The following is a 16,062-nucleotide window of genomic DNA, read 5'->3' as shown; positions in this document are numbered from 1 at the left end:
TTATGTGTGAAGCACCAGTAATATAGCTTACCGTTGGAAAAACTTATGTCATCAGATACAACCCCTGATTTAACACCTGAAGAGCTCGAAGCAATAGAGCGAAAATACGATCCTGAACTCGCTTTTAGACCGACAGGTAAAGCCATTGGATTCTTCATTAGCTTCTTACTTGTTGCTATGTCTGCTTATCACTTTTATGCTGCTGGTTTTGGTTTAATTAGAGAGGTATTACACCGAGGCATCCATATCTCGTTTGTACTTGGTCTCGTCTTTTTATTATTTTCATGGCGTAAATCGACCTCTACCGAATTTATAAAATCAAAATGGTACCAAATTGGTGGCATTTCGATTCTTGACCTTATTTGCAGTGTCTTAACGGTTGCTTCTGCACTTTACTTACCTTTATTGCCTCCTGAAATACTGGCAGACCGAGTAGGCAACCCTTCTGATATTGATATACTTATTGGCTCAACATTACTAATACTGACTCTTGAGGCAACACGTCGCTCTGTTGGCCCGACTCTGCCTATTATCGCGCTTATCTTTATTGCGTTCGCTTTATTTGGGCCTTACGCACCAGGCGCTTTAAAGCATGGTGGCACAAGCTGGCTTGGCCTTATTAACCATTTATACCTAACAAACCAAGGCATTTATGGTGTGGCGATTGGTGTAATGGCTCAATATGTTTTCTTATTTATTTTGTTTGGCGTATTGGCGACTCGAATTGGTTTAGGCCAATTATTTATTGATTTAGCCATGGTCATTGCTGGTCGTTTTTCTGGTGGCCCTGCAAAAGTAGCCATTTTTTCATCGGCCTTTATGGGAACCATATCTGGTTCATCCATCGCCAATACCGTTACGACTGGTGCCCTCACCATTCCAGCCATGAAAAAAGTAGGCTATCCAGCCCATTTTGCAGGTGCAGTAGAAGCAACATCATCTACTGGCGGTCAGATTACTCCGCCTATTCTTGGGGCGGCTGCATTTATCATGGTGGAATATTTAGAAATTCCATTACGTGATATTTTGGCCGCTGCCCTTTTTCCAGCCTTGTTGCACTACTTTGGTATTTTCATCATGGTGCATCTTGAAGCGAAAAAATTAGGCCTACGTGGATTACGCGCTGAAGAGCTTCCAAAAGCCGCATTGGTGCTAAAACAGCACTGGCTATCACTCATCCCACTAGCAATTTTGGTTTACTTTATCCTAGCGGGTCGAACACCTGATTTTGCTGCGGTTTATGGCATTATTGCTTGTGTCGTTGTTGGCTTTTTAAATCCAGTCAATCGACTAACCATTCCTGACTTATGGTCATCACTGTCTGCTGGCGCAAAAAATACCCTTGCTGTAGGTGCTGCAGCGGCAACCGTTGGCGTTGTTGTGGGTGTGGTAACGCTGACAGGAGTAGGATTCAGATTAGGTTATGTTGTGGTACAAACAGCAACAGACATTGGTGATGTGCTAGGTAATATTTGGCCACTTAGTTACTTTAGTATTGAGCAATGGGCTTTATTCGTTTCTCTAGTCTTAATCGCTCTAGCTTGTATTATTATGGGTGCGGGTATTCCAACAACCGCTACTTATATCATTCTCGTTGCAGTTGCCGCACCAGCACTAGCACAGCTGCAAGTAGAACCTATTGTGTCGCATTTCTTTGTGTTCTATTACGGAGTATTGGCCGATATAACCCCACCCGTTGCACTGGCTGCTTACGCCGCTGCAGGTATTGCTGGCTCCAACCCATTCAAAACAGGTAACACAGCCTTCCGTCTAGGGATTGCAAAAGCACTAGTACCATTCGTGTTTGTGTACTCGCCGGCATTGTTATTGGTAACAGATGGATTCACATGGAGTGCGTTCTTTATTACCTTGATAGGCGCTATGTTGGGGATAGCAAGTCTTGGAACCTCATTTGCAGGCTACCTATTCGCACCAATGAGTATGACTCAGCGTTGGTGTTTTGCTTTGATTTCTTTCTTGTTCATCGCACCAGGAATAATCACTATGGTCATAGGCCTAGTATTGGTTACGCCATTAATCGTACTGCAATTAAAGCAAAAGAAAGCAGCGATTCAATAAACACACCCACGCAATAAAAGAAATAATTTAAGCAGCAAACATCTTATGTATTTTTAGATATAAAAAAATATAAGGTGTTTGCGTTTAATCCATCTAGACTATTACCTACTTACCTACTTACCTAGCCTGCTCAAACTGCAATTCACACAAACGCTGATAAAGCGGCGATGTAATCAATAAAGATTGATGCGTGCCTGTATCTACAATTCGGCCTTTGTCCATCACCACGATTTTATCTGCGTGAATCACCGTAGCGAGACTGTGGGCAATGACGATGGTGGTTCGATTGGCCATTAATTTATTCAGCGCTTCTTGCACATGAAACTCACTTTGAGCATCAAGCGCACTCGTCGCTTCATCAAGCAATAAGACATCAGGGTCTTTTAAAATGGCGCGAGCAATGGCAATCCGTTGTTTCTGACCACCGGACAAGCGCACACCTTGTTCTCCCAAGAAGCTCTCATAATCTTGTGGTAATTGTTCGATAAATTCATGTGCATTGGCGCGTTTCGCCGCGTCGATAATCTCGGCTTGTGACGCAAGTGGTTTACCGTAACCAATGTTATGCATAACGTCACTGCTAAATAGCACAGGATGCTGCGGCACCATGCCCATCACGTCTCGTAATTCAGACAATGGTAACTGCTCAATAGAAACGTCATTCAAAGTAATATGACCTTGTTGCGGATCGTAAAAGCGCTGCAACATTTCAAACATGGTTGTTTTGCCTGCGCCAGACGGGCCAACCAAGGCAACCGTTTGTCCATGCTCTATGGTGAGGTTTATATCTTGCAGAGCCGCCACATCAGGGCGAGAAGGATAATAGAAATCAAGATTATAAAAGCCAATTGCAACCGTGTTTTGCTTCGACTGTTGTTTAGAAAAGTGCTGCGGATTGCTAGGAGACGTAATCATGCTTTCAATGTCTAACAACTCTAACAAACGTGTGGCAGAACCTGCGGCGCGTTGTAACTCACCGTACACTTCTGCGACGGTTGCCACAGACATAGCGACCATGATGGCGTAAAAAACAAAAGCACCGAGTTCACCGCCCGTCATCTTGCCCTCAATCACGTCCATACCACCAACCAACAGCATGACGCTAATTGCCGCGAAGGTTAATAAAATCACCGCCGCAAACAAGAACGAACGCTGTTTGATGCGTTTTTTAGCAACATCAAACGCTTTTTCTACTTCATCACCGAAGGCTTTTTGTTCAAGAATTTCATGGTTATAGCTTTGCACGACTTTTATATTTTGAATCATCTCGCCAGCGTAAGTACCAATATCGGCAATCGCATCTTGGCTACTAGACGCCAGTTTTCTAACCCTACGACCGAAGATCACCATAGGAATCAAAATAAGCGGAACACACACCACAACAATCATAGAAAGCTTGAAATTGGTGACAAACAACATCACCAAACCACCAAGTAACATGAAAAACGAACGCAGGGCCATTGAAAAAGACGAACCAATAATAGACTGCAATAAAGCGGTATCAGTAGTGAGCCGAGACATCAATTCGCCGCTGCGGTTTTCTTCAAAGTAACTTGGGTGCAAATGGATAATTTGATTAAACACCGCGGTTCTAATGTCCGCACTCACCCGCTCACCAAGCCATGACATTAGGTAAAATCTAAAAAAAGTACCGAAGGCCAACAGAAAGATCATGCCTATCAGCATCAAAATGGTACTGGTGAGTTGATCAACTGAGCCTGAAATAAAGCCACTATCAATCACCATCTTCACACCCTGCCCCAAAGACAGGCTGATACCCGCCGTGAACATCAGGAAAAACAGCGCCAAGGCAACCGTGCCTTTATAAGGTTTAATAAAACTAAAAATAGGCAACAAGCTTTGATAAGCGTTCGTCGGTGTTTTGGATTCTGAGGAATGTGGCAAGGAAAGGCCTTTTGGTAGACAGTGCTATAGTAAAAATATCATCTTAGTAGACACTGTATTTCAATTTACAGGAAAAAAGAAAGAATACTTGATATGACAACTAGAACTTAAACAGCAAATCACCAAAGCCCCAAATAAATGTTCCCGTCATGAGAAAAATACCTTCGTGCTTCATCGTGGTTTTTTCAATGCTGTTTTTAAAATCATCCTCTAACTCTTCAGCGTTCTCCTTCCAAATTTTAACTTTCTTTTCATCAAGGTGCTTATGTTCATGTTTAATGTCTGCGAATAAATTTGGAGCCTGACGTTTAAGGGTTTTATGGTCATATTGATGCTCATAAAACTCTAAAATTGTGTACAAAATACCAACGATCACGATGAGAGACCCACTGCGTGCAAACCAGTCAATATCATCAAGGAATTCAACGTAAGACAGCGCTGCGCCCAAACAAGCAATAAGGACAGCGACACAGTAAGTAATATAAGTATTCATTAGAGGTTTTGTTCCTTTAAAAAAGCAGATACGTACAGAAAATTGTGCATGCGTTTAAAGTAAGAGCCAAAACAGGAGTTTGGCTTTAAGCTAAACTCGACCTTCTTCGAACGCAGGTAAATCAGGATCTAAATGACACCAATTTGAGCGATAACGGGTATATATTTGAGCATCAATTTTTACAGGAATATCATCATTAAAAGTAGCAATGGCTAACTCAATGTTTTCCATCGGTGCGTCTTTTACTCTAAAACCTAAACTTGAGCCACATTCGCTACAGAATGTACGAACAGTACCGTTATCAGCTTCATAATATTTTAAGAGTTCAACGCCAGAATTCCATGTTAATCCAACAACACTCACTAGCGTTCCAAACGCCGCTCCATGAAATTTTTGGCACATAGTACAATAGCAATTAGCGGCTTTTTCACTGAATCCGCTAACGCTAAAAGTGACTTTATTGCATAAACAAGAGCCATTGTATCTGAATATCATTGCGCTGACCTTAGGTGTGAAGTTGGATGGTTGCTTTATCTATTCTCAGGTGAAATGTGCTTTGCCATTGCTGAGAATTTTTTAACTCAACAAAGCTGTATCTCGTATTATCCCTTTGCCGAAAAAGGCTCATGGTTAGTAACGATTCCTTGCGGTAAGTTCTCTTGAAATAACAAGACTTGAAAATACTCTGGTGGTACATCTGAGAGCACTTGTTAACTTTACTAAGTTAAAAGAAACCGTCTAAGGTCCTGTTCTTGACGCATTACATGTAATATGAAGACTTTATCGCTTTCAAATTTATAGAAAATTCGACACGGATTTACCACAATCTTTCGGTAATTTAACGTCGGAATTTCAGCTGGTACTTTCCCTGACTCAGGGTGACTTTCTAATCTCTCTATTGTTTCAAAGATGCTTGTGACCAGCTTTTCTGCTACATTTTGATTTGATAGCGAAATATAATCCGCTATATCGTTAATTTCATTTAGTGCTGGAACGGTCCAAACTATTTCAGCCATTTTTTCATTTGCTCTTTGGCTGACTCATTTGAAAGTACCTGACCTTCCTTGATCGCTTTTTCACCACGAGCAATGCCTTCTAATATCGCCATACGCTTTTGCATCATCTCAAAGTCATCGACATCGATTAAATACGCTGAGGGCTGGCCGTGCTCAGTAATTAACACAGGTTCTTTTGATGTATGAAGATCCGCCAATGTTTTTGTAGCTTGTCTTTTTAAAGTAGTCACTAATTCGACTTTCATGATGTTCACCTTAAGCACTAAAGTGTCACTTGCGTACAAAGACTCAACAGGAAGGCTGGCGCCAACTTTTTCGACTGATTTGGATCGCAGCGGAAAACCAGTCCGGCAATATGCGCTTGTTGGTGCTGCCGAATTCATGTACTAACCGCGACAACTTTTAATAGTAGAGATGATTCTGAAGGTTTAATCATATTGATAACTATATGCATTCAATAAGTTAGAAGTTTCATAAGGATTTCCTCCCTGTGTTCTACGACCATACTCTGCAAATAAATACAGTTTTTCTTTTGCTCTTGAAGCGATTACGTAGAGCATTTTTGATTCTGCATTTTGTCCAACATAAGCTGGTTGGTTAATTATGTCGCTCCAATGTGGGATAAACCCTTTTAGCAAACCGAAAGCAATTACAGTTTTATATTCTTCGCCCTTTACACCATGGCAAGAGTTAACAACTATACCGGTGGACTCTTTAAAAAAACTTTTTAGTGCAACAACAGAGTCTTCATATTGACCATTATTATTTTCTATATTTGAAGTGGCTTTTTCAAAAAACAAATCAAATTGCTCCTTGAGAGCGACATCACTTACTAAATCTAAGTCAAGTTCATCTAACATAAATTCAAAACACTCTTTAAGATATTCAGTTCCAATCCTAGTTTCGCTTTGGAAAGAATTAATTACCTTAAGTAGCTTTTTGGCTGTTAGCTCACTGGTATGGTGATAGACATCTGATAGATGATTTAATATTTCGTTTGCCCATCTTACTCGAACACTAAGTAACCTTCCTGACGGTTCAGTTAGTGCTAACTTGGAAACTATCAGCCAAAAGTTGTCATGTTGTCCGTGAAATGGTGATAAGGCGGGTGCATCAAACCTGACATTAGGAAGCAAGGCTATAAGCTTTTTAGTCATTGACCTAATTGGTGCCCATTGTGGAGCAATAACACAAATATCATTTTCACTAGAACCATTATTGAGTTCACCTTTAATTAACTCTGCTATAGCTTCCGCTAATTGATCTTTATCTACAGCTTGATTGAAGAAGCTTATAATTCCTTGGTTATTTTTGTGTTCAGCTTTTGATAGCCCCCCCTGAACACCTCTAAATACCGAAAAATAGTCAACTAACCTTTGTGTAGAGCGGTAATTATCGCTAAAAGTAAAGTAGTTGATATTACTGCCAATAAACTCGGCGTTTAATTCCGCTAAAGAAAGAGATTTCCCTCCGATACCTCCATAAATAGCTTGATTTCCATCACCCACAATAAACAGTGTAGGTTTATGAAAAGATTCGTTAAATATTTTAGCCAATATTGCATACTGTAGATCTTGCGTATCTTGAACCTCATCGATACATATATTGCTAAAAATATTGCTTAGCGTGTGAGCTATTTCAGGTATCAGTTCCATTAACTGAAAAGCAAAATATAGCGATTGGTCAAAATCAATTTTCTTACGCGATTTAAGTATGTGGCGATACTCTTGCTCCACCTCTTTTGCTCGTCTATCAGAGTTCTCAACCACACCTTGACGATTAAAAGTCGTATTTATTTCATCGAAAACTCTTAACCCTTTGTCAGCTTTTAGCTTATTTAGTATTTTTCTGGTTTCAAATTCATCAGCTATTGAATAGCCAGCATTAAGGGGGGGAGAGTATGAAGCGTATGGCTTTATTATCCACTCAAGTGCGAATGAGTGGATAGTTCCTGCCCAAATGCGACCACTTTCAATAGTGTAGTTTTCTTCAAGCCTAGACTTTATTTCATTTGCTGCTCGATTAGTGAACGTTACGGCAAGAACTTTGTTATTCCGATGCTTTAATTCCTGAACATTTTTTGCTATTCGTGCTGTAAGCGCTCTAGTCTTTCCACTACCTGGGCACGCCGTTATATAAGCATTTCCAATACAGTTTACCGCTGCTTGCTGCTCAATACTTAATTTCATATCTACCTATCCAATAAGCCAATTAAATAGGATAAATCGTCATCTGGGCATTGCTTTGTGAATTCCACAATACAGGCATTAATGTCATCTTTATTGTCGGCAAAGAACTGTTTTGGCTTGTCTTTGTCTTTAAATGCAGGCATTGGATTAATCAACCTGTATTTGCACATTTTATAAATAACTTGCGGTGCAAGTTTATTACCGCAGGAAAAAGCAATAGCATCTATTACGTATTTAGGGATGTAAGTTTCAGACGAAACACACTCGGTAATCAAAAGTGATAGCCACCCCTTGCCAACCTTATCAGCAAGTCGAAGTATTTCCTTTCCGTAAACGTCAACGCCTTTGTCTTCTAGTAGCGCTTTTGATTTTTTAATATAAGCCTTTTTGTTATAAATGGACTCAAGAACCTCAACTGCTTCAACGACGTTATCTGCAATCAGAAAATCAACTTCAAATGTATGCTGTGCATAGAATGCTTCAATGTAGGGGTTATCCTTAGTATGCTCATCTAGTTTCCTTTTTCTTATTACTCCTGATTCTTGAGAGTTACGACAAGAACGCAAATATTCATTATCTTTTGTTTTGTCAGCAGGAAGTTTAGTAATAGAAGTATCGAAGTCTGTAATTATCGCGCAATGTTTACGTATTCTATTAGAATGGAATAAGTTAGATATATGCTCAAAGAAAGCACTATCCATGCTTATTAAGCTAATGCCTAATTCATCGAGTGAAATACCTAGAACCTTCTTTACCAAAGCTGGTATTAGTATTAACTCAGCCTCCCCTTCGACTAGAAGCACTCCTTTAGCAAAAAGTAACGTTGACCGAGTTGCATTTAAGTATCTTTCAATGCGGCCGCATTCTATCGGATTTAAGTTAGTTGCAGGCTGGAAAACGTCTACTTTACTTTCGTCTAACCCTAAAATATTCATTTCCGATATCTTCGCTACAGAAGAAATGTGTGTTGAGTGCGTAGATAAAAATACTTGAGTTTTGTTTATTGCATGGTTTTCAAATAATGTTTTCTGTATGTGTGTGTGAATGTGGGCTTCAGGTTCTTCTATTACTAAGAACTGCGCTGCTTTATCTGCTTCTTGCTTTCGCTCATACTCTAAAAGTTTCAGTGCGACATAGATTAAGTTTGCTCCACCGAGGCTAAGTTCATTTAGATCTCCGCTATACCCGTCAACATAGTTGTCTCCAACAGTTAACGAAAGCTTTTGTAAAAGCTTGTCTAATTCGCTTGGCAATGACGACTCTATATCTATTATTGGAGAAAACGTATAACCGACGGTTTTGTGCAATGTATTTTGAATACCGCTAGAAACCTGCTTTATTTCATCCAATTCTGAAATTGTATTGTTTAAATCTGATACAAGCGTGGTTATATTTTCAGAGTCTTCGTCAGATATTTCTGATTCTAACCCTTTTAATAATGCTATTAGAGGACTGTTTCTATAGTTTTTAAGGTCCGAAACAACGTCTCGTAAAGCTTTTACAAAAGTAAAAGAAACTTCTTCATGCAGTGGAGAAAGTTTAACACCATATGCCTTGAAATCTTGATTGTTCGGGTCGGGAAATACAAGATTATCAAAATCACCGACTAGTTCGCTGTATGCTTTATCACAAAGAAAATCGGCGTTTGCTCTCCCGGTAAATATTGGCTCATAGTCATCAATTTTGATGTCATCAATAACTTGTTGAGATAAATCTGCGTTACCGTTAGCTTCGAATAATGCTTGCCTTACTCTAAGACATGGCCTGAAATAAAAAGTTAATGTACCTTTTTCACTGTTGTCCATGTGCCCAGTATCATGCTTTAATATTTGACAGCCTTCGTGTGACGACAACTCCTCAAAATCTACTGATATAACTATCCAGTGTCCTTTCCAATCATCTAGGTTACGGCAGAAATCGCTGTCTCTTAACTTTGTAATGTTTCGAGGTAATGATTCGTCAAGTAGCAGCCTGAGAGCAAAAAGTGCGTTGGTTTTACCTGAACCATTCTCACCTAAAACGGTATTAACGCCTTTTTTGAACATGAATTTTGAGCTTAGAAAATTTCTAAAATTTCGTATTCTTAATGAGCTTATATACATTCCTTTACCTCAAACTTGCATAGGCATGAGCACTAACACTGTATTAATACGTATGCCGTTTACACATTTTCAAAAGCTCTCTAAATTCTTTCTAAGTAGTTAACTTAAATATATTTTTCTAAGTTATGAGCTTTTTAAAAAACTGGAAAAGCGAGCGTGCGTGTTATTCCTTTAATCCCCAGCGCGTTATCTCTGCACTGAAAATGCTTATCAATTGATACTAAAAGACTTTTTATTTATCTACCAGTACAAACACGCAAATTCATGATTAATATTTAGGCAAAACGAGCAAGGCTGAGGTTATTGGGACAAAGCACTTTTTGATTATGTCTTCGGTGATTATGAAGTTTTAAGGGTAAAAAGGGGTTCGACCCTTGGTGGTGTGTCGGCCTAAAGGCGAGACCTACTATGAGAAGTAGAAGATGAAAACTTCGTTTTCAGTGTCAGATTACGGTCGTGCCTTCCTAATCGTGACCAACGAGTTTCTGTTCAGTGAAATCGAATTTTGATGTTGTTTCGATGTTTTTTAAAGCACCCTATTTTGATTCACGGGGTTGTCTATTTTGATGCGCCAGAATAAAAGCGCACCAAAAATGAGCAATTTAGTTTTTCTTTTTTCTTCCCATGATGACTAATAACACGCCACCTAATACACCACTGGTTGCGATTATTAGGTGTAACGTCACGGCTTCGCTGGCGAAGATGACGCCGCCTACTGTGGCAATTATGGGTACTAATAATTGCAGTACAGCGGCTAACGATGCGGTTAATGAAGGCAGTACGGCGTACCAAAGTGCGTAGCCTATTCCCGACATGACGGCACCAGATAAAACAGCAAATAAAATGCCGTCAAAACTTGCACCATTTACACTGTAAGCGCCGCTAAAATGGATACCAATCAAGGCAATCACGAGTATCGGTAAAGTACGAATAAAGTTCGATGTGGTGGCGAATAAAGGTTTAGAAGAGATCTTTCCTCGCCATGTATATAACCCCCACGCAATACCTGCGAAGGTCATTAAGATAAAACCGATTAACGACGGGGAAGATAAGGTAGGAAGCACCAAATACACAAAGCTACCAAAGGCCACCAGTAAGCCTAACCATTCAAGCATTCTAAGCTTCTGCCCTGCCCAAACAGCAAACAGTATAAGCGTTAGCTGAACAGCACCAAAAAGTATCAAGGCGCCGATGCCCGTTTCCAATGTGACATAGGCATAGGAGAAGCCAATCGCATAAATGAACAACGACAGTGCGGATAGCCAACTGCCTTCTTGCCATACGGTTTTTAGTGCGTTTGTTTCTAAAGAAACGGCGTTTTGTTTGATGCTTTGAAAAGCACAAAGTAACGCCAATGTGACGGCGCCACTGAGTAGACGCCATAAGGTAAAGTTAGCAGGATCAATTAACCCACCAGCAAGAGCCAAACGACATAAAACGGAATTAGCCGCGAACGCTAACAAGGCAAGTGTGATCAGGATGGGTAAACGTAGCGAACTTGTCATCAAATTGTTTAAAAGCTCAGCTATGCTTGAGCCAGTACCTCATAGTGAAAAAAGCCTAGTTTCGGGCACTGGCACCAGATTTGCAAGTCTAACCCTAACGCAGACCAATAACATTTTGATCTGCCTATATATGGAACTTACATGACGAGTCTTTTAGTATTTTCAGATCTAGATGGCACTTTACTTGACCATCATACGTACAGCTTTGAACCTGCATTGGTGGCATTACAGTCACTTAAAACCTTATCTATTCCTTGTGTGATTAATACAAGCAAGACGTTTCACGAGCTTATTAGCCTTCGTAAAGAGCTTAATCACCAAGACCCCTTTATCGTTGAAAACGGTTCTGCGGTGTATATCCCTAAACAACTCTCACTCGTAATTGATGAAACCTTAGAAGAATGTGGCGATTATTGGTTAAAGGCTTTTGGGCCAAAACGCGACAAGCTCATTGAACTCACTAATGACCAAAAAGGCCATTATACCTTCACGCGCTTTAGCGATATGACGTATCAAGACCTTATGTCTGTAACAGGATTGGATGAGGCAAACGCTAAGATGGCAATGCAGCGTGAATTTACAGAACCTATGTTATGGACAGATTCTAATCTTGCGTTAAGTAAATTACGCGAGCATATGGCTCAGTTCGACATTCAGATTCAAAAAGGCGGTCGTTTCTCACACCTGATGGGGAAACACTGTGACAAGGCAAACGCCATGCTTTGGTTAACAGAAGTATACGCGAGCCAGAACGACGAAAAACTTATTACTATGGCATTAGGCGATGGAGAGAACGACATCGGCATGCTAAGCAAAGCAGACATTCCTGTGGTCATTCGTTCACCCGTTCATGCTCCACCAGAAGTACCTAATCGCAGTGACGCGTGGCTTACTGATGCTTACGGTCCTGAAGGGTGGGCACAAGCCATTGATTTGGTATTGAGCAAACAAGGCATTATGTAAAAAGGCCTTTTTATATTAGTGTAAAGAGGATCAGGAAGATCAAACAAGAAGACGTTATCAAACTATAAAAAATAAAAACGACAAAAAACGATCATTGATATTATTTTATTAGGAGAATTTTTATGGGCGACTTTCATCAAAACGGCATTATCACCACACTTCATAACTTGGCACACCGTCCGTTAGAAGAAATGGAGAAAGAACTGTGTGAATTTGCTAAAACACGTCCTATGTCACTTATCCTTCCGTGCTTGTATTCTGAATTAGAAACAGATGCTATGCCGAATATTTTGAAGCATTTGCAGCAAGTCCCTTATTTGTCTGAAATTATCATAGGGTTAGACAGAGCAACAGAAGAACAATACAAACACGCGTTAGAATTTTTTAGTGTCTTGCCACAAAACTACAAAGTTCTTTGGAATGATGGCCCTCGTTTACGCGCTATTGATAGCGTATTAAAAGGCGAGCACCTTTCCCCTTCTGACCCTGGCAAAGGTCGAAATGTTTGGTTCTGCATGGGTTACAACCTAGCTGCAGGTAAGGCCGAATCCATTGCCATGCATGACTGTGACATTGTGACTTATGACCGTGAATTATTAGCGCGTCTTATTTACCCTGTGGCAAATCCAAACTTTAACTACGAATTCTGTAAGGGCTTTTATGCTCGTGCTGCCAATGGCAAGATGAATGGCCGAGTGAGCCGCTTGCTGGTTACTCCATTGCTTTATTCATTGAAGAAAGTTTTTGGTCAATTAGATTACTTAGATTACCTAGACAGCTATCGTTACCCGCTTGCTGGTGAATTCTCTTTCCGCCGCGACGTAATGACAGATTTACGTATCCCGAGTGACTGGGGATTAGAAATTGGCGTACTAAGTGAAATGTACCGTAACTATTCAACCAACCGTTTGTGTCAGGTTGATATCGCTGATATTTACGATCATAAACACCAAGACTTATCGGCTGACAACGATGACGGTGGCTTGTCTAAAATGTCGATCGATATTACTAAGGCCATCTTTAGAAAGCTGGCAACGAATGGTACAATTTTTAATCACGAAACGTTCCGTACGATTAAAGCGACTTATTATCGTGTGGCTTTGGACTTTATTGAAACCTACCGTAATGATGCCGAAATCAATGGTCTCAAACTGGACGTTCACTCTGAAGAACAAGCTGTAGAGTTGTTCGCGAGCAACATCATGAAAGCGGGTGAACAGTACTTAGACAACCCAATGGAAACGCCTTTTATTCCTAGCTGGAACCGTGTAGTTAGTGCGTTCCCTGGGGTTATGTCTCAGCTGGCAGAAGCGGTTGAATTAGACATGGCAGAATTTGGTAAGAAGTAATGTTACGCGAGCCTTTTTCTGATTAATAACCAGTAAAGGCTCGCTATGTTCTTTGCACTTACGTGCAAAATACAGAGTAAAAAGCACATAACGCAAAGTATTTCGCGTCATATTGAGTACCGCTCAGTGATGTAAAAACGCTTATCAATAATAAGACATCCACCAATATCGAGACAGGTAGGTAATCATGGAAAATGTATCTCTGTCGCATCTAGAACAAAAACTTATTGTTCATTTACAGGTGCTTTACCCAAATTTAGACACGGCGGAGTTGGCTCGGAAATGCTTAGCTACCTTTCATCTTGATCCTGATACCGAGTCGCCTAGACCTCATAATAATTTATGGGATCAATCGGACATTATGCTTATCACCTACGCAGACACCTTGCGTCGTGAAGGCGAAGCGCCGCTAGAAACCTTGCATAAGTTTGTGAAAAGCAAACTTTCTGACAGTATATCTGCTGTGCATCTATTGCCTTTTTTCCCTTACAGTTCAGACGATGGCTTTAGTGTGATGGATTACACCACAGTTAATCCATCGAGCGGAAAATGGGATCATGTTGAAAACCTCGCTAAAGACTTCAAAGTCATGGGCGATTTGGTTATTAACCATTGCTCTAGCCGTAGTATGTGGTTTGAAAACTACAAAGCTGGCGTGCATCCGGGTGCTGACTTCTTTTATGAAGCCGATCCAAATGCCGATTTAAGTGCGGTTGTTCGCCCACGAACGTCACCTTTATTACGAGAAGTACAAACCAAGAATGGTGTTAAACACGTTTGGTGTACTTTTAGTCATGATCAAGTGGATTTGAATTTCGAAAACCCAGCTGTTTTATTAGAATTTTTAGGCATTATCCGCTTGTATCTTGAGAAAGGCATTCGCTGGTTCCGCCTAGACGCGGTGGCGTTTCTTTGGAAAGTACCGGGTACGAACAGTATCAACCTTCCGCAGACACACGAAATGATTCGCTTATTGCGTTTGATGATTGAGCACTACGCTCCAGAGTCTGTGATCATTACAGAAACCAATATACCAAACCAAGAAAACCTGACTTATTTTGGTAACGCCAATGAAGCGCACTTAATTTACAATTTTTCTTTACCGCCACTACTCATTAACAGCCTTGTGACAGGTAATTTCAGCCATTTGAAAAAATGGTTAATGAGCATGCCACCAGCACAGCAAGGTACAACCTATTTAAACTTCTTAGCGTCCCATGATGGTATTGGTTTACGCCCTACTGAAGGCTTATTGTCTGAATGGGAATTGGAAACGTTGATTAATACGATGAAGCGTTTTGGCGGAAAGCTGAGTGCTCGTACGACGCCTCAAGGCGAATCTAAACCTTATGAAATAAACATTAGCCTTTGGAATGCGTTATCGGGATCGGCCCAACAAGGCCCTGATCAATGGCAGTTTGCCCGCTTCCTTTGTGCTGCAGGTGTCATGATGGCGTTAGAAGGCGTTCCAGCCTTTTACATTCACAGTTTATTCGGTACAGAAAATGACTTAGAACGTGTTGATAACACGGGGCATTACCGCTCAATCAATCGACACATTTGGGACATGGAAGACCTTGATCATGCGTTAAATACCCCGACTCATCATCAAAAAGTCTTTCAAAGCATTTCTGGGCTAACGAAAATTCGTCGTGCTCAACCAGCCTTTCACCCTAACGCAACTCAGTATGTATTGCATATGGGAGATAACTTATTTGCGTTTTGGAGACAAAGCATAGATAGAAGACAAAGCCTCTTTGCCGTCTACAATATGACAGACCAACCACAGAGCTTTAACCTTTCTGAGCTTAACTTGATTGCGACGGACGATTGGATAGATTTAGTGACTGAACAAATTTACGAAGATCATTTAGGTAAAGTGATTTTGATGCCTTATCAGTTTGTTTGGCTTGCTAATAAAAAGGGCAAGATCAAAACAAGCTAAAAGCGATTAAAGAAGCACTTTTCTAAGCAAACAAAAAACGCGACGTTCATCATCTGATAAGCGTCGCGTTTTTTTATGCGCTTTTTATTAGTGTTTTATTAAGTGCTTTTAATAGGTAGTTTCAATGAGTAACGGTTTTAGAGAACGCGTTAATGATCACTACACCAATAACAATCAAAGATATACCGATACAAGCTGCGGGGTCTAATTTTTCATCAGCAAAAAAGTACCCATACAAAGAAATAAGAACGACACCTAAGCCAGCCCAAATAGCATAAGCCACACCCGTCGGCATAGATCGCATGACAACACTTAATAGGTAAAGCGCCACGCCATAACCTAGCACCAAAACTACAACGGGTCCGAGTTTGGTAAAGGAATCCGATGCTTTTAGTGCAGACGTTGCAATTACTTCTGCAAATATCGCTAAACACAAAAGAAGGTACGTCATTTTTTCTTCCTTACGTTTGTTTAATAAAACATCTAATTACACCGATTTAATGATATCTGCTAATT

Annotated in this window: 13 protein-coding genes; 4 read left to right on the top strand and 9 right to left on the bottom strand. The window is 40.4% G+C overall.

Going from position 1 to position 16,062, the window contains the following annotated elements; translation table 11 throughout:
• Window positions 1-45 precede the first annotated feature (45 nt).
• Complete coding sequence (locus IF202_RS11300; protein WP_191595001.1) at window positions 46-2,079, top strand: TRAP transporter permease; 2,034 nt, start codon at window positions 46-48, stop codon at window positions 2,077-2,079.
• Between the two features lie 117 nt (window positions 2,080-2,196).
• Here the strand turns inward: IF202_RS11300 and IF202_RS11295 are convergent, their stop codons facing one another.
• From IF202_RS11295 to IF202_RS11260, 8 genes are all read right to left on the bottom strand, one after another.
• Window positions 2,197-3,984 carry an ABC transporter transmembrane domain-containing protein gene (locus tag IF202_RS11295; RefSeq protein WP_191595000.1) on the bottom strand — a complete coding sequence of 596 codons (1,788 nt, stop codon included), beginning with the start codon at window positions 3,982-3,984 and terminating at the stop codon, window positions 2,197-2,199.
• A gap of 100 nt (window positions 3,985-4,084) precedes the next feature.
• Window positions 4,085-4,477 carry a hypothetical protein gene (locus IF202_RS11290; RefSeq protein WP_191594999.1) on the bottom strand — a complete coding sequence of 131 codons (393 nt, stop codon included), beginning with the start codon at window positions 4,475-4,477 and terminating at the stop codon, window positions 4,085-4,087.
• A gap of 90 nt (window positions 4,478-4,567) precedes the next feature.
• The gene (locus IF202_RS11285; protein ID WP_191594998.1) at window positions 4,568-4,972 is read right to left on the bottom strand and encodes a GFA family protein; all 405 of its coding nucleotides are present in this window, start codon (window positions 4,970-4,972) and stop codon (window positions 4,568-4,570) included.
• A gap of 224 nt (window positions 4,973-5,196) precedes the next feature.
• Complete coding sequence (locus tag IF202_RS11280) at window positions 5,197-5,493, bottom strand: type II toxin-antitoxin system RelE/ParE family toxin (protein WP_191594997.1); 297 nt, start codon at window positions 5,491-5,493, stop codon at window positions 5,197-5,199.
• On the bottom strand, window positions 5,481-5,738 hold the full coding sequence (locus IF202_RS11275) for a type II toxin-antitoxin system Phd/YefM family antitoxin (RefSeq protein ID WP_191595171.1): 258 nt from the start codon (window positions 5,736-5,738) through the stop codon (window positions 5,481-5,483). The genes IF202_RS11280 and IF202_RS11275 overlap by 13 nt, the downstream gene beginning before the upstream one ends.
• Before the next feature lie 183 nt (window positions 5,739-5,921).
• Complete coding sequence (locus IF202_RS11270) at window positions 5,922-7,682, bottom strand: UvrD-helicase domain-containing protein (RefSeq protein WP_191594996.1); 1,761 nt, start codon at window positions 7,680-7,682, stop codon at window positions 5,922-5,924.
• 2 nt (window positions 7,683-7,684) lie between these two features.
• Window positions 7,685-9,784, bottom strand: coding sequence for an ATP-dependent nuclease (locus IF202_RS11265; protein ID WP_191594995.1), 2,100 nt, complete (start codon window positions 9,782-9,784; stop codon window positions 7,685-7,687).
• Window positions 9,785-10,386: 602 nt separating this feature from the next.
• On the bottom strand, window positions 10,387-11,289 hold the full coding sequence (locus tag IF202_RS11260) for a DMT family transporter (RefSeq protein ID WP_191594994.1): 903 nt from the start codon (window positions 11,287-11,289) through the stop codon (window positions 10,387-10,389).
• A 141-nt stretch (window positions 11,290-11,430) separates the two neighbouring features.
• Here IF202_RS11260 and IF202_RS11255 point away from each other — a divergent pair, with 141 nt between their 5' ends.
• The 3 genes from IF202_RS11255 (at window position 11,431) to IF202_RS11245 (ending at window position 15,546) form a co-directional block, all read left to right on the top strand.
• Window positions 11,431-12,252, top strand: coding sequence for an HAD-IIB family hydrolase (locus IF202_RS11255; RefSeq protein ID WP_191594993.1), 822 nt, complete (start codon window positions 11,431-11,433; stop codon window positions 12,250-12,252).
• 122 nt (window positions 12,253-12,374) lie between these two features.
• The gene (locus tag IF202_RS11250; protein WP_191594992.1) at window positions 12,375-13,601 is read left to right on the top strand and encodes a glycosyltransferase family protein; all 1,227 of its coding nucleotides are present in this window, start codon (window positions 12,375-12,377) and stop codon (window positions 13,599-13,601) included.
• Window positions 13,602-13,788: 187 nt separating this feature from the next.
• Complete coding sequence (locus IF202_RS11245; protein ID WP_191594991.1) at window positions 13,789-15,546, top strand: alpha-amylase family glycosyl hydrolase; 1,758 nt, start codon at window positions 13,789-13,791, stop codon at window positions 15,544-15,546.
• 121 nt (window positions 15,547-15,667) lie between these two features.
• On the opposite strand, the gene IF202_RS11240 is transcribed toward IF202_RS11245, so the two are convergent.
• On the bottom strand, window positions 15,668-15,997 hold the full coding sequence (locus IF202_RS11240) for a DMT family transporter (protein WP_191594990.1): 330 nt from the start codon (window positions 15,995-15,997) through the stop codon (window positions 15,668-15,670).
• Between the last annotated feature and the right edge of the window lie 65 nt (window positions 15,998-16,062).

The organism is Marinomonas colpomeniae (genome assembly GCF_014803385.1).
Lineage (GTDB): Bacteria > Pseudomonadota > Gammaproteobacteria > Pseudomonadales > Marinomonadaceae > Marinomonas > Marinomonas colpomeniae.
The sequence above is the reverse complement of the archived record's forward strand: the minus strand, read 5'-3'. Positions and strand labels throughout refer to the sequence as shown.